The organism is Neobacillus mesonae (assembly GCF_023715155.1).
GTDB classification, from domain to species: domain Bacteria; phylum Bacillota; class Bacilli; order Bacillales; family Cytobacillaceae; genus Neobacillus; species Neobacillus mesonae_A.
The window spans coordinates 1-17,615 of sequence record NZ_JAMBNQ010000013.1 but is presented as its reverse complement, the minus strand read 5'-3'; the positions used below and the strand labels follow the sequence as shown (position 1 = coordinate 17,615).

Annotated in this window: 17 protein-coding genes; 3 read left to right on the top strand and 14 right to left on the bottom strand. The window is 38.9% G+C overall.

The window, feature by feature from the left end; genetic code table 11:
* Positions 1-459 precede the first annotated feature (459 nt).
* The 14 genes from M3183_RS12800 to M3183_RS12735 all read right to left on the bottom strand — a co-directional run bounded on the left by M3183_RS12800 (position 460) and on the right by M3183_RS12735 (position 13,834).
* Positions 460-672, bottom strand: a complete 213-nt coding sequence (locus M3183_RS12800) for a hypothetical protein (RefSeq protein WP_251470233.1) — start codon at positions 670-672, stop codon at positions 460-462.
* A 386-nt stretch (positions 673-1,058) separates the two neighbouring features.
* Positions 1,059-1,406, bottom strand: a complete 348-nt coding sequence (locus M3183_RS12795) for a type II toxin-antitoxin system RelE/ParE family toxin (protein WP_251470231.1) — start codon at positions 1,404-1,406, stop codon at positions 1,059-1,061.
* Entirely contained in the window at positions 1,390-1,665 is a 276-nt protein-coding gene (locus M3183_RS12790; RefSeq protein WP_251470230.1) for a hypothetical protein, read from the bottom strand. Before M3183_RS12790 ends, M3183_RS12795 begins: the two co-directional genes overlap by 17 nt.
* Positions 1,666-1,804: 139 nt before the next feature.
* Positions 1,805-2,572, bottom strand: coding sequence for an SDR family NAD(P)-dependent oxidoreductase (locus tag M3183_RS12785; RefSeq protein ID WP_251470228.1), 768 nt, complete (start codon positions 2,570-2,572; stop codon positions 1,805-1,807).
* Positions 2,573-2,582: 10 nt separating this feature from the next.
* Entirely contained in the window at positions 2,583-3,521 is a 939-nt protein-coding gene (locus M3183_RS12780) for a 3-hydroxyacyl-CoA dehydrogenase family protein (RefSeq protein ID WP_251470226.1), read from the bottom strand.
* A 114-nt stretch (positions 3,522-3,635) separates the two neighbouring features.
* A complete protein-coding gene (locus tag M3183_RS12775; RefSeq protein WP_251470224.1) occupies positions 3,636-4,952 on the bottom strand; it encodes a GntP family permease in 1,317 nt (438 codons plus the stop codon).
* A 24-nt stretch (positions 4,953-4,976) separates the two neighbouring features.
* Entirely contained in the window at positions 4,977-6,257 is a 1,281-nt protein-coding gene (gene hisD / locus M3183_RS12770) for a histidinol dehydrogenase (RefSeq protein ID WP_251470223.1), read from the bottom strand.
* A 209-nt stretch (positions 6,258-6,466) separates the two neighbouring features.
* Positions 6,467-7,447: a LacI family DNA-binding transcriptional regulator gene (locus tag M3183_RS12765; RefSeq protein WP_251470221.1), complete on the bottom strand. Its 981-nt coding sequence runs from the start codon at positions 7,445-7,447 to the stop codon at positions 6,467-6,469.
* A gap of 384 nt (positions 7,448-7,831) precedes the next feature.
* The gene (locus M3183_RS12760; RefSeq protein ID WP_251470218.1) at positions 7,832-8,770 is read right to left on the bottom strand and encodes a hydroxymethylglutaryl-CoA lyase; all 939 of its coding nucleotides are present in this window, start codon (positions 8,768-8,770) and stop codon (positions 7,832-7,834) included.
* A gap of 17 nt (positions 8,771-8,787) precedes the next feature.
* A complete protein-coding gene (locus tag M3183_RS12755) occupies positions 8,788-9,996 on the bottom strand; it encodes a CaiB/BaiF CoA transferase family protein (RefSeq protein ID WP_251470217.1) in 1,209 nt (402 codons plus the stop codon).
* 155 nt (positions 9,997-10,151) lie between these two features.
* Positions 10,152-11,192, bottom strand: a complete 1,041-nt coding sequence (locus M3183_RS12750) for an ABC transporter substrate-binding protein (RefSeq protein WP_251470214.1) — start codon at positions 11,190-11,192, stop codon at positions 10,152-10,154.
* Positions 11,193-11,212: 20 nt separating this feature from the next.
* Entirely contained in the window at positions 11,213-12,064 is an 852-nt protein-coding gene (locus tag M3183_RS12745) for an ABC transporter permease (protein ID WP_251470212.1), read from the bottom strand.
* Positions 12,061-12,837: an ABC transporter ATP-binding protein gene (locus M3183_RS12740; RefSeq protein ID WP_251470210.1), complete on the bottom strand. Its 777-nt coding sequence runs from the start codon at positions 12,835-12,837 to the stop codon at positions 12,061-12,063. Before M3183_RS12740 ends, M3183_RS12745 begins: the two co-directional genes overlap by 4 nt.
* Positions 12,838-13,057: 220 nt before the next feature.
* Positions 13,058-13,834, bottom strand: coding sequence for an IclR family transcriptional regulator (locus M3183_RS12735; RefSeq protein ID WP_251470208.1), 777 nt, complete (start codon positions 13,832-13,834; stop codon positions 13,058-13,060).
* Between the two features lie 710 nt (positions 13,835-14,544).
* Here M3183_RS12735 and M3183_RS12730 point away from each other — a divergent pair.
* Genes M3183_RS12730 through M3183_RS12720 form a run of 3 tightly spaced genes read left to right on the top strand, consistent with a single transcriptional unit; the run spans position 14,545 to position 17,510 of the window.
* A complete protein-coding gene (locus M3183_RS12730) occupies positions 14,545-15,792 on the top strand; it encodes a 3-isopropylmalate dehydratase large subunit (protein ID WP_251470206.1) in 1,248 nt (415 codons plus the stop codon).
* Positions 15,789-16,286 carry a 3-isopropylmalate dehydratase small subunit gene (locus tag M3183_RS12725; RefSeq protein ID WP_251470204.1) on the top strand — a complete coding sequence of 166 codons (498 nt, stop codon included), beginning with the start codon at positions 15,789-15,791 and terminating at the stop codon, positions 16,284-16,286. Before M3183_RS12730 ends, M3183_RS12725 begins: the two co-directional genes overlap by 4 nt.
* A 30-nt stretch (positions 16,287-16,316) precedes the next feature.
* Positions 16,317-17,510: an MFS transporter gene (locus tag M3183_RS12720; RefSeq protein ID WP_251470202.1), complete on the top strand. Its 1,194-nt coding sequence runs from the start codon at positions 16,317-16,319 to the stop codon at positions 17,508-17,510.
* The last annotated feature ends 105 nt before the right edge of the window (positions 17,511-17,615 follow it).

Sequence of the window (17,615 nt, the reverse complement as noted above, 5' to 3'; positions counted from 1 at the left end):
GTTGTATATATGTACCAGCTGTACATCTTAGAATGATTCCACCCTCTTTAGAGTTACAAGTTTTGCCATTCAAATAAACGTTTCATTAGTTTATGACATTCTGTGGTTAGCCCCCCTACACTGCAGCAAGTCTTCAGGCGGCTGCCACCCCCAGTTCAAGAAAAAACACCCCAATTAAGGCCACGTCAAATGGGATTTCTTCCTGGATATTTTCATCAGCATATAGCAGGTTAAAGGGAATGAATAAATTCATAAGCTTCGCGGGTAACTAATAGAATTGGCGGTTTCCAACGGTTGTTTTAAATATGCTGGTGCGGCATAAAACTTGCCGTTTTACTCATTATGACATGAAGTATAGGCCGAAAAATGTCTGCGTAAAAACACAGGTACCATCCCCCTGTCCCTACAAAGATAGTGTCTCAATAGTCAAGACAGGCTCAGTTGGTACCCGCAATTTCCTTAAAAAACTTTCTTTAATAATTTCATCTTAAACCTTCTTAATTTAGAAATATCGTGGTTTACGGCGTAGATACCAATTAACATAAATGCAATTCCACAGCCATAACCTAAGCCTTCAATAAAATCCGGTAACTGAATGGAGTAAATATGCAAGAAGAACATCACGGCTGTGATCACCAAGCCGGTACGTAAAAATTTATTCGGCCTTTTCATCCAAAACATCTCCTTTACTATTTAATTTACCTATAATTATAACATTATTCAAAAATTTATAATTACTATTATCGCTGTATTTTTCCATTTCATACATTCATTGGATTTCTCAAGCTTTCCAAACCCGAATAGCCTCTTACTTTGAACAGTTGCTTCAATTTTATGGACAATTGAGTTCTTCCCCATATCATACTAAAAACCCATTGCATGATATCAATTTTTTAAAAAGAGTAATAGTTCCACTGGATATGCCTGATTCCGAAATTGTCCCTAAACACACCAAATTGACCTTTTCTATGTATATCACCATGAACGGTGAAATAAGAAAAGACCCCTCCGTTTTTGAAGGGATCTGGTTTTTAGGTGAAATATTTTATTGCAAATAATTATTTTCCAATGCGCTTACGCTTTGTCCTAGAAGGTAAAATGTTAATAACATCAACATAACCATCAATTTCATGAACTGCGTAATAAATGATGTAATTTAACATTACATGTCTGCTTTTCCCATAGGTAATCCTTCTTAAACCTTTAAAGCTGCCACTTTCAACTGGTTTACCCATAAAGGGATTTTCAGAAAGGTGAGTTTCAATGTAATTGATTATTTCGTCTTCCCGCAAATACCACCATTGTAGAGTTTCTTCCTCCTGTTCAGAGAAAAATTTTTCGATATTTTCTAAGCATAAGTCAAATTCTTCTGTGAAAAGGACTGTATATTCATTTTCTTTTTTCATGGCGGTTAGCTTTCAATTCACTGCCAGTGTATCTTTTCATACCTGGATTATCCAAATACCTGGATAATGATTCTTTTAACTCGGGATAGTCTTCAATCTCCTGGGATAGATCTTCAATGACCGAATCATTATGTGAACTTGAATCATTATTTTCAACCTCAATGGAAACTACCTTACCATCTAAAACAAAAACACCTGATTGTTTTCCATTTAAGGCATTAAATAATTCCTTTTTGGTATGCTCACTTAACTTATTCAATTGACATCACCTCAGTTAAATTATATCAAAATTAGGCGAATATTTTCCATTTTATAAAAGGCAATTTTAACCGAATTTCTTTTTAAAAAGGATTTTTCAAAGAATATCAGCATATTCCAATATAGATTACATTGAAACTTTATATAGCAGTCCAACCGCCATCAACTTTTATCGTTTCTCCTGTTACAAAGTCAGCCAAATCAGATGCCAAGTATAGCACTGCGCCTGTAATATCCTTTGCTTTTGGCATTTTTCCTAAAAGAATGCGGCTTTCTACATCCTTTTTAAAAGCTTTATCTGTAAACATGGCTGCGGTAAACTCTGTCTCCACAAAGGTCGGGGCCACTGCATTTACATTAATCCCATATGAGGCCCATTCAACGGCTAATGCTTTTGTGAGCTGGACTACCCCGCCTTTACTGGAACAATAGGCAGCCCTCTTAATATACCCGACAAACGACATTTGTGAGGCAATGTTAATGATTCTCCCCTTCGTGCCGCTCTCGATCATATGCTTACCAACCGCCTGACTAATAAAGAAAACAGATTTTAAATTGGTATCTAGGATACGATCCCAGTCCTCTTCCGTTACTTCAAGTGCTGGTTTTGGGATATTGACGCCTGCGTTGTTCACGAGTACATCAATCTTCCCATACTGCTGAACAACTTCGCCAATAATCGACTGTACCCTATTGATATCATTCACATCAGCAGCAAATGCTTTATGATTTCCATCGAATTCCTGAAGAAGGGCCAGTGTCTGTTCGAGTGCATCCTGACTGCGGCCAATGATCACGACATTTGCATTAAGCTCTGCAAAAGACTGTGCAATGGACTGTCCAATTCCTTTACTGCCGCCAGTAACTATCACTGTCTTGTTTTGTAGGTCTGAAAAATGCTGTTTCACGTCTCCACCCCTATTGATTCTTTTTTTGGTCCATCTTTAAAAAGTAAATTAACGTTTGTTCCCGCTCTGTGTTGATTTTTCTCGAGGCAGCTTCATCCCACTGGTAAAAGCCCTCACCACTTTTATCACCAAGCTTGCCTTCTGCCACTAAACCTGACAACACCCTGCCGGATTTATCTGCTTTACTTAAGTCCTTAAACAAGTAATTGGAAATCGCTGAAAAGACATCCAGGCCGCCCATATCAGCCGTCATCAACGGCCCGGTAATCGGCAGCCTTCTGCCAATACTGTAGGTAACAGCAGCATCAATATCCTCTTTTGCTGCCACCCCTTCATCTAACAATGCCTGGGCTTCCCGGAATAACGCATATTGCAGGCGATTGCCGATAAATCCTGGAATTTCCTTCTGGAGAAAAATCGGCTGTTTCTTCATCTCTTTCATAAAGGCCATCGCACGCTCAATGGTTTCTTGATTCGTTTGCTCGCCTTTGACAACTTCAACAAGCGGGATTAAATGAGCGGGATTCCAAAAATGGGTGACAATAAACCGTTCCGGATGGGCCGCTGACTCTGCTAATGAGGTCGGTGTAAACCCCGATGTATTACTTGCAATCACCACATTTTCCCCGACCAGCTGCTCAAGTGTTCTGTATAATTGATGCTTCATGTCAAGTATTTCCGGGACAGCCTCAATGATAAAAGTGGCCCCCGTTACGACCTCAGACAAAGAGGTAACGAATAATATCCGCGAGCGGATTTCCGCTGCCTCACCCTCATTAACTAATTCATTTTCTATGAATACATTTAACTTATTTCGCAAGCCTTTATCAGCTTTCTCTACATCCTCTTGATTTACACCAGACACCTTGACACACAAGCCGGCCCATGCTGCTGCAAGTGCAATTGAATGCCCCATTGTTCCACATCCAATTATAGATAAATTTTCCATTTTCGTCACTCCTTATCACCATGTAAAAAAATGCCCAACAAACAATACGATGTTGGGCTTGAAATCTAGGAATTTATCTAATTATATTTGCTTAAGCATTTTAAAAATAGAATGCTATAGTCCTAACGAGAATAAAATGACGGCTAATACGGTACCAACCGCCGGTACAACAACCGTTAAGGCACCAAACATTGGATAGGCATCCTTATGTGTTTCACCTGCAATCGAACGGATGGTTGTGACCACATACCCGCCTGATGGCAGTGAATCAATTGAACCAGATGCAATGGCTACAGTCCTGTGCAGTGCATCAGGATTGACACCTAAATCTAAATAATGCGGCGCAAGTAATGGTAACGCGATCGCCTGGCCGCCGGATGAAGATCCCGTTAGACCAGCAATGACAGCAACGGCCAATGCGCCGCCAATTAACGGGCTGCCTGGAATATCGGTCATAAAGGCTACCGCCTCATGAAAAGCAGGAGTTGCTTTCACTACACCGCCGAAACCGACTACGGCTGAAGTATTTGCAATAGCAATAATGGCACCAATTGTACCATCTGTAATCGCCTTCCCCACATTTGAAAAATATTTGCGATTAATTAAGTAGGTGGCGATACTGCCGCTGGTCAGCGCGATAATTAATGCTGACTGCTTCAATGATTCATGGAAAATAAATGAGATGATTAATACAATCACAAGCGGAATCAGGCTCAGCAGTGGATTCGGTAATTCATGCCGAGTTTCCCAGTGATCTGATTCTCTTTCAATAAATTTTTCCCCTTTATTCACAGCTTTTCTAATGGCTCTTGTTAACCACCAATAACCAAATATCATCATAAACACGGCCACAATTAAGCTGACCTGCCAGCCTGCATAGGCATTTGTCCCTAAATACTCAATCGGAATCCAGTTTTGGATTTCAGGGGAACCTGCAGAAGTCATCGTAAAGGTCGTGGAGCCGAATCCAAGTGCTGCAGGGATGAAGCGTCTTGGTAGATTTGCCTCTTTAAATAAGGAAACTGCCATTGGATAAACAGAGAAAGCTACCACAAACAGGCTGACACCGCCATATGTTAACACAGCACAAGCGAGAACAACCGCCAAAGCGGCACGTTTCATTCCAATTTTTTCAACAATCCATTTGGAAATACTATCAGCGGCCCCGCTATCCTCCATTACCTTTCCAAAAATTGCACCCGTTAAGAACATTAAATACCAAGAAGCTATAAACCCGGAAAACCCGGTCATATAATCTGTCAAAAAGTTCGCTGCCCCTTCTTTAGCAAGCTGCGGAAACAGTGGTATTCCATTTAAAATTGTCACAAACAGAGCAGACAGCGGTGCTGCTATCAGTAAGTTCATACCTCTCATTGTCAGGTAGATTAGCAAAGCTAATCCACCGAACAATCCAATAAAACCTAAGACCATATACTCCCTCCTCTTTGTATTACATTATTTTTTATTTCCGTATCTGCGGACACGCAGTAAAGCCTGCTCCGCATGACCAGCAAAGTTTTCTAACTGGCATAAGCGGGCTGCATATTCTCCAATATAAGCACTTGCTTCAGGAGTTACTTTTTGATACGTAACTGTTTTAATAAATTTGCCAACCCATAAACCTCCCGTATAACGAGCGGCCCCTTTTGTCGGTAATGTGTGGTTGGTACCGATGACTTTGTCACCATAGGCGACATTTGTTTCAGGTCCTAAGAATAAGCATCCATAATTCGTCATGTTTTCTAAGAAGTAATCAGGATTTTCTGTTAAAATTTCAACGTGTTCAAAAGCAAGACGATCTGCTTCGACAACGGCCTCTTCCAGGCTGTCTACTACTAAAACCTGTCCATAGTCTGCCCAAGAAACACGTGCAATTTCCGCCGTTGGCAGTGTTTTAAGCTGACGTTCAATTTCTTCAAGAGTTTCATATGCTAATTTCTCAGAAGTCGTAATCAAAGCACCTGGTGATGTCGGACCATGCTCGCCTTGGCCAAGAATATCGGTTGCAATCATTTCAGCATCCGCTGTTTCATCTGCTACTACCAATGTTTCTGTTGGACCAGCGAATAAATCAATCCCTACACGGCCAAACAATTGACGCTTGGTTTCAGCAACAAAGGCATTTCCTGGTCCTACAATCATGTCAACAGGTTGAATGGTTTCTGTACCAATTGCCATCGCTGCCATCGCTTGAATTCCGCCAAGCAAATAAATTTCATCAGCACCTGCTAAGTGCATAGCCGTAATGGTAGCATACGGAATCTCGCCTTTAATTGGAGGTGTGCAGGCAATCACTCGTTTAACACCTGCTACCTTTGCTGTAAGAACACTCATATGTGCAGAAGCAACCATCGGATAACGTCCGCCAGGAATATAACAGCCGACACTGCTTACTGGAATATTTTTATGGCCAAGGATGACACCGGGAGTATTTTCAACTTCCACATCATGCAGCGAAGCAAGCTGTGCCTCAGCAAATGCACGAATATTTTTTTGTGCAAATTTAATATCGTTAATGACTTGTTCAGGAACTTTCGCCACAATTTCTTTAATTTGTTCTTCCGTTAAACGGAAAGATTCCGGTGACCATTTATCAAATTTCTCCGAGAATTCACGAACAGCTGCATCCCCGCGCTCTTCAATCTCTTTAATAGAGTCAGCGACAATTTTCGCAACTTGTGAATCATTTTGAGAAACTTCCTCTTTTGATTTACCTGCTTTAACGACTTTAACCATTCTAATTTCCTCCCCTTTGATTATGAATACGTATTCAAAATAGTTTAATAGAAATGAATACGTTTCTGTCAGATGATATTACGCCCTGCATACGTATTCATTTTAATGTTTTTATAAAGAATACGTATTCAAACAAAACAGCCTCGAATGAATACGTATTCAAAGTACCATAAATAAAGATTATTCTAAAAATGAAAAAAAGTCAATACTCATGTTGTTTTTCTCTCTATTAACTGGCCGGGAATTTTTACCTTTCCTGTCCTCCCTGTATACTCCTCGATTTCAGACATCATGTATTTGACCGTTTCTTGCACCATATCTGAAATGGGCTGCTCCCAAGTTGTTAGATTATAGGTTGGCCAATTAGCCATGTCAATATTATCAAAGCCGACAACCTTCGTTTCTTCAGGAACTGCAATGGAATGTTCACGAAGTGCATCTAACACACCAAAAGCCATAATATCGTTTGCTGCAAAAAAGGCAGATGGTATGTTCCCCTCACTAATCACCTTCTTTGTGGTTTCATAGCCGCCTTGATAGGAAAAGTCCGAATCATAGCGTTTATAGGGGAGCTGATGCTTTTCAAGCACATCGAAAAAACCCTTTTCACGTTCAATACTTGTGGATGTATTACGTTCTCCAGAGATGTAGACCATGTCAGTACAGCCTTTTGCAATTAAATACTCAGCAATTTTTCTGCCTGCCGCCATATTATTGGTCCCAACAGAATAAAAATCCTGCTTTTCCGTTTTACGGTTAAATAAAACGAGCGGAATTTGATTCTTTTTAAAATCCTCGGTTACATATAAAGAAAGGGCCGCGTCAGTTATAATAACCCCGGCCACGTTATATTTTAATAACATGGAGATGTCTTCCTTTTCAATTTCGTAATTGTTCGTATGAACAAATAGAATACCGTAACCGAGTTTTTTAAACTCCAGGGCAAATTCCTTCAATACCTGGGGGTAAAAGGGGTTCTTAACTCCCTTCATGACAAGGCCGATAATGTTTGTTTTATTTGTAATTAAACTTCGGGCAAATTCATTCGGGGTGTACCCCAGCTCTTCAGCAGCAGCCAACACCTTCTTCCTCGTCTTCTCCGTTACCGATGCCCCGCCAAAGAACACCCGCGAAACGGTCGATTGTGAAACCCCAGCCAGCCTGGCAACATCCTTTGCATTAATTCCCATAGGTCCCTCACCTCTCAATACAACTGCTTTTTTTCTAATATTATACATGACATCCTGACTTATTTTAAGGGGTCAGTCCCCCATCACAAGCGATACAGAACTAAACTTTACGTGTTTATTAGATTATTAGGGAGGATAGGTTTCTCTTTCGAATTTGGGTACTTTTTGATATAAAAAAGAGAAGTGCGGCTAACACTTCTCTCTGCAGCCTCTGCTGTCAGGGGGCTGTTAATGTTAGATTTATTTCTGCGAGCCATCCTTTTGATTCCGACTGCGCAGGGTGGTTTTCTTCTATTCCAGAACGTTTTTTCCGAAAGAAATAACCGCTTGTTTCACGCAAAATCCTTTTAAAAATAAGGTTTCTCGTGGGACATCATCAGAATATTACCCCAGTTTCTCCTGAGCAATCGGCGGTAAATGTAAATCCGAACATTTTCCAGCTTTTAAAATAAAACTATTGGCATAGGAAGGAAACATTTTTTGTAATTTATCTCCTATATTTATGACCTTATCTAAATCTATGCCTGTTTTAATGCCCATTTCTTCGAATCCATGAATGAGATCTTCTGATGCAATGTTGCCGCTGGCATTAGGCGCATATGGGCAGCCGCCTAATCCACCAACTGAACTATCAAAATCCTTAATTCCGGCTTCCAGGCCAGCTATTGCATTGGCAAATGCCATTCCTCTTGTATTATGGAGATGCAGTGATAATCCCAATTCAGGGAAGTTTTCGTGTATTTCTTCTACAATCCTTTTAATTTTAATTGGATTGGCCATACCTGTTGTATCAGCTAATGACAGATTATAAATTCCCAAATCTATATATCTCTTACATATTTCAATAATTCTGTCCATTGAGACGTCTCCTTCAAAAGGGCAGCCAAATATAACTGAAATAGAACCAGATATCCCGACCGATGAGTCATGTGCCCGTTTTACAAGAGTTTCAAAACCCTTCATTGCATCAAACGTTTTACAATTAGCATTACTAATACTGTGTGAATCAGTGGCGGAAAGCATGAGCTTCACTTTATCGACTCCAGCGTCTATTGCTCTCTCTAATCCTCTTAAATTGGGAACAAGGGCACGTAATTTAACATCCTTTTTACGTTTAATCCCCTGCAGTACCTCACTCGCATCCTTGAGCTGAGGAATTGCTTTTGGATGAACAAAAGATGTCACTTCGATTTGCTTAAAACCACAGTCGATTAATTCATTAATGAGTTGGATTTTTTCTTCGGTAGGAATAAATTCTGACAGGCTCTGAAACCCGTCCCTGGGACAAACTTCGGTGATATTTACCTCCGTTGGGTAGTTCAAGATTTATACCTCCTTCATTAAATAACTTTATTGATTTTTAGATTTTCAATTTCTTCCTTATTAAAATTTAAGAGACTTTCCAATATCTCTTCATTATTTTCACCTAAATCAGGGCCGGCATTTCTAACAGCACCAGGTGTTTCTGAGAACTTCGGAACAATTCCCGGCATTTTAATTTTTCCAAGACGAGGATGAGAAACTTCAATAATATTTTCCCTCTGTTTAAAATGCTCATCTTCAAAGATATCTTTTATACTGTAGATTGGACTGACCGGAACACCATATTCATCTAATAAATGAAGCAAATCCGCTCGATTATAGGTTTTTACCCAATCCGCAACGATTCCATTCGTCTCATCAAACCGCTTTAGGCGCTCAGCGTTGGTATAATATCTTTCATCCTCTAACATATCTTCTCTATTCATTGCCTTCGCGAGCCTTTCAAACGTTCGATCTGAACTTGTTACGAGGGAAACCCAGTGTCCATCCTTGGTTTGAAATGTCCCAGCAGGACTAGAGTGCCCGCTTAAACCAGGAGATCGATCTTTTATCGTTCCATTCTGATCATATTCAGCAACAAGAAACTCCATCATCCTAAACATGGACTCATATAAACCGATATCAATATATTGTCCCGTACCATTTTCCTTTGTATCGCGATAATATAAAGCCGTAACTGTTGCAAAAGCAACATATATTCCCGTTACATAATCGGTTAATGAAAAAGATGGGCTAATAGGCGGCCGATCCTTATAACCGTGCAAATAGGTGAATCCGCTGTAGGCCGTCGCCGGCGTACCAAATCCCGCCTTATTTGAATTAGGACCAGTCTGGCCATATCCTGTTACTCTAGTCATGATAAGATTGGGGTTTTCTTTTTTTAAATCCTCATACCCAATCCCCCATTTTTCTAAGGTTCCAACCCTGAAATTCTCAATCACCACATCAGAAACTCTAACTAATTTTCTTAGAATTTCCTTTCCCTCTTCCTTATGCAAATCTAATGTTAAAGATTTCTTATTTCTTCCAATTCCCGGCCATCTTAATGGTTCATCTTCATGGAAAGGTCCCATCCCCCTTAAGGAATCGCCTTTTCCTGGCAACTCTACTTTAATGACCTCTGCACCGAAATCCCCCAAAAGGGTTGCCCCAAATGGTGCTGCAATCATCGTGGATAAATCTAGTATTCTAATGCCGGTTAAAGGACCAAAATTATTTCCCTTCATTATATCTATTCCTTTCAAAAACATTATTCTGCCCTATATTTTTAGTTTCATATTTTTCAAGCTGATATAAGTAAGCACCCACAGGTTTCTGATCCTGTTAGAGTTTCCTAACCTTCAGAGAATCCTGCGAGTGCTTCCATCTTTTCCTTCTCTGGCTACTTTACTTTCTCCGAGAATGAATTATTTGCAACATCACCGAATGGCACGTCAATACCTTCAAAAGTAACGTTCATTTTATATCCTTTTTCAGTAACAGTTGGATCGGTAGCAAAAGCAGGATAGTTGTTTTCATATGCGATATCGAACACCTTTTCATCTATGTCAGTAAAGGATTTCTTCAGTGCTTCCTTTGCTCCTTCTTTGTCAGTTTTAATAAAATCCTCTGCCTTAGCAATCGCACGAGTCACCTTTTCGTACAATTCTGGATTATCTTTCAATTGTTTTTTAGATGCCACTAAACCAGTATAAAGGAACCCGTCTAAATCTTTTATTTCCCCTTTAGATAAATTGATTAACATTAAACCGCCATCCATTGCCCCCATGTCAGATGTAGGTGAAGAAAAGGCAAAGGCATCGATTTGTTTATTTTTAAATGCAGGAATAACGGCTTCACTTTTACCAAGCGGTACAAGTTCAACGTCTTTATCTGGGTTAATTTTTTCCATGCCTAAAAGATAACGAACTAATTTATCACTTGAACTGCCGGGAGAAGTGATCGCAATTTTCAATCCCTTTAACGCTTTAATTTTTTCAGATAAAGGTGAGTTTTCGTCAATTCCTTTTTCTTTTGCCACATCTTTACGGATGACAACATTTGAAGCATATTGATTCATTAGTGTAGCGAAAACCTGAACATCCTGCCCTTTACTGGAAGCATCCATTACATTCCCTAGAGTGGTTCCTCCAATGTCCACACTGCCTCCAATGACTGCAGCCATTACTTTAGATCCGCCGCCTGTCGTTATAACATCTACATCTAATCCTTCTTCTTTAAAGAATCCCTTTTCTTGTGCAATATACAATGGAGTAAATAAGAAACCGTGAGTCGTTTGTGCAATGGTTATTTTTTGATTACTACTTTCTCCTTTAGATGTCTTCGCCTGCCCTTGACCAGTTGTTTCTTTACCGCCGCATGCACTTAAAAGTATCAACATTAAACCGATTAATAAGCTAAAACCAACCTTTGTTTTCCGCATAAATATCCCCCTAAATGTTATTAATTTGAATTAGTCTGTTTCCAGCGAAGAAAGTGCTTCTCCAGCAGCCCGAGTACAAAATTAAGCAGAACCGCCATGACCATCAATATTAAAATCGCTGCAAATGTTCCTGCTGTATCAAACTGCCCGGCTGAATAGCTGATTAAAAATCCTACTCCGCGATTTGAGGCAGTAATTTCCCCAACGACTGCACCAATCAAGGCATATGGTACAGACATTTTTAATCCTACAAACACCCAATTGAGCGCAGATGGGATGGTAACCTTTAGTAAAATTTGACGTTCAGATGCCCCCATTAAGCGAATATTATCTAATAAGTCCTGGTCAACGTTCTTTACACCAGCGTACGTATTAAAAAATACAAGATAAAAGACGATTACTGCTGCAAATACAATTTTCATTTCAATTCCAATACCAAACCATAGAATAAAGAGGGGAGCTAAGGCCACTTTAGGCAGACTATATAAAGCCATAATAAACGGGTCTAAAAGCTTAGCAGCAAAATCCCACCTTCCTAAAAGAAAACCTAATAGTGCCCCTCCAATTGCTCCAATAAAAAATCCAATAAACATTTCTTGAGCTGTAATTCCAATGTGAAAAAGGAGTTCTCCTGAAATGAACCATGTATAAAGAGCATGGAAAATATCACTCGGTTTACTAATCCAGAATTTATCTACCAGATTACCTGATATCAGCTCCCAAACCACCAAGATAACGACTAATAAAGCCAGCCGCATTCCATTAAGTTTCATCTTTTCTTTAATGGGGCTTATCTTCACCTCGTCATCCAGGGCAATAGGTTTGTTACTTACTTTGCTTGACTCCTTCGTATTGGCAACGCCTACATTCATCCAACATTCCCCTCCTCAATAAATTCTTCTTTTAGTGCATCCCAAAGCCTGGTTTGAATCGTTTTAAACTCATCCGTATACCGGACATTAAACGTATCTCGAGGTCTCGGAAGATCAACATCGTATATCGCCTTTATGGTTCCGGGCCTCTTACTAAAGACCGCAACCCGATCACCTAGTGTAATGGCTTCTTCCAGATCGTGTGTAACAAATATGATGGTCTTCTTTGTGTTCTTCCATATTTCTAACAATTTATCTTGAAGAATTAATCTTAACTGAGCATCCAGGGCTCCAAAAGGCTCATCCATTAAAAGGGTTTCTGGATTATAAGCAAGGATTTTTGCAAGACTTACTCTCTTCCGCATCCCCCCTGAAAGTTCTTGAGGATAATGCTTCTCAAAGCCTTTTAATCCAACCATCTCAATAAATTTTGAGCTTTCCCTTTCTCTTTCTTTTGCACCCTTACCCTGTATCTCCAAACCAATTTCAATATTTGCTTTAACCGTCCTCCAGGGCAATAGGTTATCTTTCTGTGTCATATAACCTACTTGAGTGTTAATCTTTTCTACTTGTTTACCGCGATAATAAATTTCCCCGCCATTAGGTTTCATTAAACCAGCACACATATTTAATACCGTTGATTTACCGCATCCACTTGGACCGATTACCGTAATAAATTCACCTTGTTTTATATCTAAGTTTATATTTTGTGCTGCCAAAAATGACTGTCCGTCTCTGCTAAACCTTTTAGATACATTTGTAAATTGAATCAAGTTTCTTTCCACTCCTTTTGACCTATTTCTTTATTTTTTTCTAAAGCATCGCACATAGAGGTAACGCTTTCATTTGTATGCCTATTGAAATTTCCTATATAGGCAAGTCAACCGCCAACTATTCACATGGTGAATATTAGTAAAATATTAAATTTTCAAACTATAATAGTTAAAAAAATAACTGAAATAGTATTTCATGTTTATTATTTCAGTCAGATCGTTAAAGTTGGTTAGCTGAGTTATTCATTTCTCGTGAATAACCGAGGCTCTTCGAAATCCTAAAACTTGATTCTAAAACTTCTTTTACAAAGAATTCAACTTTCTCCTCTGTAAATCTAATTAATGGTCCAGAAACCGTCAAACCTGCAATCACTTTCCCTGTATAATCTTTTATTGGGGCAGATACAGAAGCTGTGCCTTCTAAACGTTCGCTAAAACTTGTGGCATAACCCCTTTCTCTAATATCCAAAAGTTCAATTTTTAAATGATTTAAAGCAGCTTCAGGCATTACTCCTCTTTGTTCTCTTAATACCTTTGTTATGGTATCAGGATCGGAGAATGCTAATAATAGCTTCCCGGAAGCACCTTTATGCAGAGGCAATGACTGTCCAATTTCTGAAACCTTTCTCAACACTTGATTTCCATCAATCTTATCAATGCAGATTCTATTCATACCCTGCGCAATATTTATATTGACTGTTTCCTGAGTTTTGTCCGCAAGCCCCTTCATGATTGGTTTTGCTATATCGAGTAATTCTAGTGAACTTTGCACGACATTCCCAATGGATAGTAACCTAATTCCTAATTTATATTCATGTGTAGACGGTATTTTCTCGACCATCCCCTTTGCCTCTAATGAAGTTAGCAAACGGAATACAGTGGACTTCGTTAAACCTACCTTTTGGCTGATCATAGGAACTGTTAAAATAGGCTCTTCCATCGTAAAACAAGTTAATATATCGATCGCTCTTTCAACGGAACGGACTGTTTCACCCATGCATTCTATCTCCCCTTCTTTTTCAATGGCTCTTTTCTAAAAGATTGTTGCTTTTTGCTCCCTTTTTAAGATTCGTTCAAAAAATAGAGGTAGAAATTCCCGTTATTAAGGAAATTGGATGTTAATGAGCTGAAATAGACGGAGGAATTTCCCTTATTTGATTTTAAACTGCTAAAATCGGGTGCTTTTCATTGAATAACGGAAAAAACTCCGCTTATTTTTTACTATTTAAGCTTAATTTTGCAAATAACGGGAAAACTTCCGCTTAATTCTTACCTCCAAGGGGGCTATCCTGTAATCCAGCTTTTTCGCAGAGTCCGCTTATTCCTAAATAGAATAAACCTCCGCTTTTCTTGGCATAACAACATAGTTTACGAAAACAGCCTTTTCAATTGATAAAAGACCATAACTATTTATAGATTTGAATCACACAGTGGATTGCAAATCTATTTAACTTAAAGACTGTTTCATTCTGCGGTTTTTTAAACCATCCAGTGATTTCATAGTAAATCACCACAAAATCATTGTCAATTAAAAATTTAGGATAATTAAATAAATTCCACTAATTTAAATTATTATAAATTTTCTAATTAATGATTGACACATGACTTTTTCGTCCCGTAGAATGAATTTAAAATCCATTATGCGGATTAGTAATCCAAAAGTTAATAACAGATTTCAAAAATATTAATCCTTTTAGGAGGTTTCACATGGGCCAAACATTGGTTGAAAAGATTATTTCTTCTCACTCAGGCAAAACCATTCAACAAAATGAAATCGCTATCGTAAATGTAGATGCCGTTATGGCATCCGATACTACAGCCCCCTTAACGATTAAAAGCTTTGAAGAAATGGGCGGGACTCAGGTTTGGGATTCATCTAAAGTAGTGTTTGTAATTGATCATGCAGCACCAGCACCAAATGAACGAATTGCGAATTTGCATTCTCTAATGAGAGATTTTGCAAAAAAGCAGGGGATTAAGCTGTATGATGCCGGCAGCGGCATTTGCCATCAGCTTATGGTAGAAAACGGGCATGTCAAACCAGGGCAATTGGTTCTTGGAGCTGACTCACATACTTGTACATATGGGGCATTAGGTGCTTTTGCTACTGGAGTGGGCTCTACAGATTTAGCGGCAGTTCTTTTAACAGGGAAAACATGGATTAAAGTTCCAGAAACCATAAAGATCCAGTTGAATGGCACTTTACAACCTGGAGTATCTGCTAAAGACTTAATTTTATTTTTAGTAGGACAGCTGGGAATAGATGGAGCGACCTATAAAGCGATTGAATTTACAGGAGAAGCCATTACCAATTTAAGTTTAGACAGTCGTTTAACAATCGCTAACATGGTCATTGAAATGGGTGCTAAGGCGGGGTTTGTTGACACAATCGGTTTGGAACTGCCATATGAATTTGAACCTATCAAGGCAGATGAGGATGCAAAATATGAAAGCGTATATGCTTTTGATGTTTCCCAGCTAGAACCGCAAGTTGCCATCCCCCATTCACCGGATAACGTAAAGCCGATATCGGAAGTTGAGGGCAGCATGATTCAACAAGCATTTTTAGGAAGTTGTACAAATGGCAGATTAGAAGATTTACATGAAGCTGCAAACATTCTAAAAGGGAAAAGAGTTCATCCAGAGGTAAGATTTATGATTGCGGCCGCTTCAACTGAAGTCTATTTGCAAGCATTACAAGATGGAACAGCTGAAATCCTAACACGTGCTGGAGCAACCTTCCTCCCATCTGGCTGCGGTCCATGTGTCGGAACACACCTTGGAGTTCCCGGTAATGACGAAGGAATTATTTCCTCCACTAATAGAAACTTCAGAGGAAGAATGGGAAATAGAAATTCAAATGTATACCTTAGTTCTCCCGCTGTTGTAGCAGCTTCAGCTCTATTTGGAAAAATTACAAATCCAAAAAAATTACTAAAGGAGGCCGTTAAATGATTTTAACTGGAACAGCCCATGTTTATGGAGATAATATTGATACCGATCGAATTATTCCGGGAAAATATACAAAAACACTAAATATGCAAGAACTCGCTGATCATGTATTTGAAGATTTAGATCCCGAATTTCGGGCAAAATTAACAGCTGGGGATATTTTAGTAGCAGGAAATAACTTTGGATGTGGTTCTTCTAGAGAACAAGCGCCATTAGCCTTAAAAAAGGCTGGTGTTTCTATCGTGATTGCACGGTCTTTTGCCCGTATTTTTTACCGTAATGCCATTAACATTGGATTACCAATTATTGAGATTAAGGATCATACCATTAATGATAAAGATCAGCTGAAAGTGAATCTAAGTACAGGTGAAGTAGAAAATGTAACAAAATCCTTAAAATATATAGGCTCCGAAATGCCATCAGTCATGATTGACATTATTAATGACGGGGGGCTTGTCCCATATTTAAAGAAAAGAGGAACTTATCAACTTGTATAAGTAGATTCTGCTAAAAGAAGTGGTGAATAAATGAAAATTATATATATAGTATGTATCACAGGTGTATATATGCTGATGATAATGGGAACCCGTCCAACAGTTTCCTTATTTGCACATGATTTAGGGGGAAGCATCAATCAAATTGGGGTTATTACTAGTTTATTTTCTATATTCCCGCTAATCTTTGCTATCATTCTTGGAAAGATTGTTGATCAGTTAAATTCAAAAGTAACACTGCTGGCTGGAGGATATCTGGGTGTTTTGGGAATCATAATGCCCAGTTTTCTTCCAAATTTTTATGGGTTATATTTATCACAGCTCATTGCTGGTTCAGCTCAAACAATCTTTATGCTGTCTGCACAGGATTATGTAGGAAGAATTTCAACCAGTAAAAATCGAAATCAATTCGTCTCGTGGCTCAGCCTGGGGATTGCAGCAGGCACCCTGCTTGGGCCTCTTTTTAGCGGGATCATTGCGGATTATTTTGATTTTCCCAAAACCTTTATGGTTTTAGCCATAGTTGGATTATTGAATTGTATCTTTATCCACTTTATTCCTAATGAATATCCAGTCAAAAAGAAGATACATTCCAATTCATCACCAGCAAACAAAACTACTTTTTTAGATTTGTTAAAAATACCTGGATTACGAGTGGCTTTATTATTCAGCTCATTAATTTTGTTCGCTAAAGACCTATACATCACTTTTTTCCCACTTTTAGGCGTACATTTCGGTTACAGCAACTCTACAATAGGGCTGCTGCTAGCCATAAATGGAATTGCAAGTGTTATTATTCGGTTCTCTCTTTCCCCCTTAATTGCTCGTTTTGGTTCTATTCATGTTTTTATAGGCTCTATGATTGTAACTTGTGTTACTTATTTAGCCTTGCCATTCTTCTCACAGATTGTCATAGCGGGTATTATCGCCTTTATCCTGGGGATTGGATTAGGGATCGGACAGCCATTATCTATATCCCTTACAATTGATAACGCTCTTAAAGGACGTGTTGCAGAGGCTTTAGGAATCCGCCTCACGGTTAATCGGCTAACCCAAGTTACAACACCGATTGTCTTTGGAGCAGTGGCAAATGTAATAGGATTAATTTATATTTTCATCATCAGTTCTACGGTTGTTGCAATAGGAACGGGTATTGCTAGTAAAATCAATGGAGGTTCCAAATCAAAAGTATCAGGGGTCAGACCCACTGGCCTTGCACGTAAGTAATCGATTTGAAAATATTCAATAATTTTACATTTGGGTTTGGTCTTCAAAAGAAAAAAAGGGAAAAAGGTTCTAAATTGACCTGTTCCCTTTTTTTTCCTTTTAATA

Bases quoted from the DNA above. Each gene is read 5' to 3' on its own strand.
- M3183_RS12800 (WP_251470233.1), bottom strand. From the start codon at position 672: ATGAAAAGGCCGAATAAATTTTTACGTACCGGCTTGGTGATCACAGCC.
- M3183_RS12795 (WP_251470231.1), bottom strand. From the start codon at position 1,406: ATGAAAAAAGAAAATGAATATACAGTCCTTTTCACAGAAGAATTTGAC.
- M3183_RS12780 (WP_251470226.1), bottom strand. From the start codon at position 3,521: ATGGAAAATTTATCTATAATTGGATGTGGAACAATGGGGCATTCAATT.
- M3183_RS12775 (WP_251470224.1), bottom strand. From the start codon at position 4,952: ATGGTCTTAGGTTTTATTGGATTGTTCGGTGGATTAGCTTTGCTAATC.
- hisD (WP_251470223.1), bottom strand. From the start codon at position 6,257: ATGGTTAAAGTCGTTAAAGCAGGTAAATCAAAAGAGGAAGTTTCTCAA.
- M3183_RS12765 (WP_251470221.1), bottom strand. From the start codon at position 7,447: ATGGGAATTAATGCAAAGGATGTTGCCAGGCTGGCTGGGGTTTCACAA.
- M3183_RS12755 (WP_251470217.1), bottom strand. From the start codon at position 9,996: ATGAAGGGAAATAATTTTGGTCCTTTAACCGGCATTAGAATACTAGAT.
- M3183_RS12750 (WP_251470214.1), bottom strand. From the start codon at position 11,192: ATGCGGAAAACAAAGGTTGGTTTTAGCTTATTAATCGGTTTAATGTTG.
- M3183_RS12745 (WP_251470212.1), bottom strand. From the start codon at position 12,064: ATGAATGTAGGCGTTGCCAATACGAAGGAGTCAAGCAAAGTAAGTAAC.
- M3183_RS12735 (WP_251470208.1), bottom strand. From the start codon at position 13,834: ATGGGTGAAACAGTCCGTTCCGTTGAAAGAGCGATCGATATATTAACT.
- M3183_RS12730 (WP_251470206.1), top strand. From the start codon at position 14,545: ATGGGCCAAACATTGGTTGAAAAGATTATTTCTTCTCACTCAGGCAAA.
- M3183_RS12725 (WP_251470204.1), top strand. From the start codon at position 15,789: ATGATTTTAACTGGAACAGCCCATGTTTATGGAGATAATATTGATACC.
- M3183_RS12720 (WP_251470202.1), top strand. From the start codon at position 16,317: ATGAAAATTATATATATAGTATGTATCACAGGTGTATATATGCTGATG.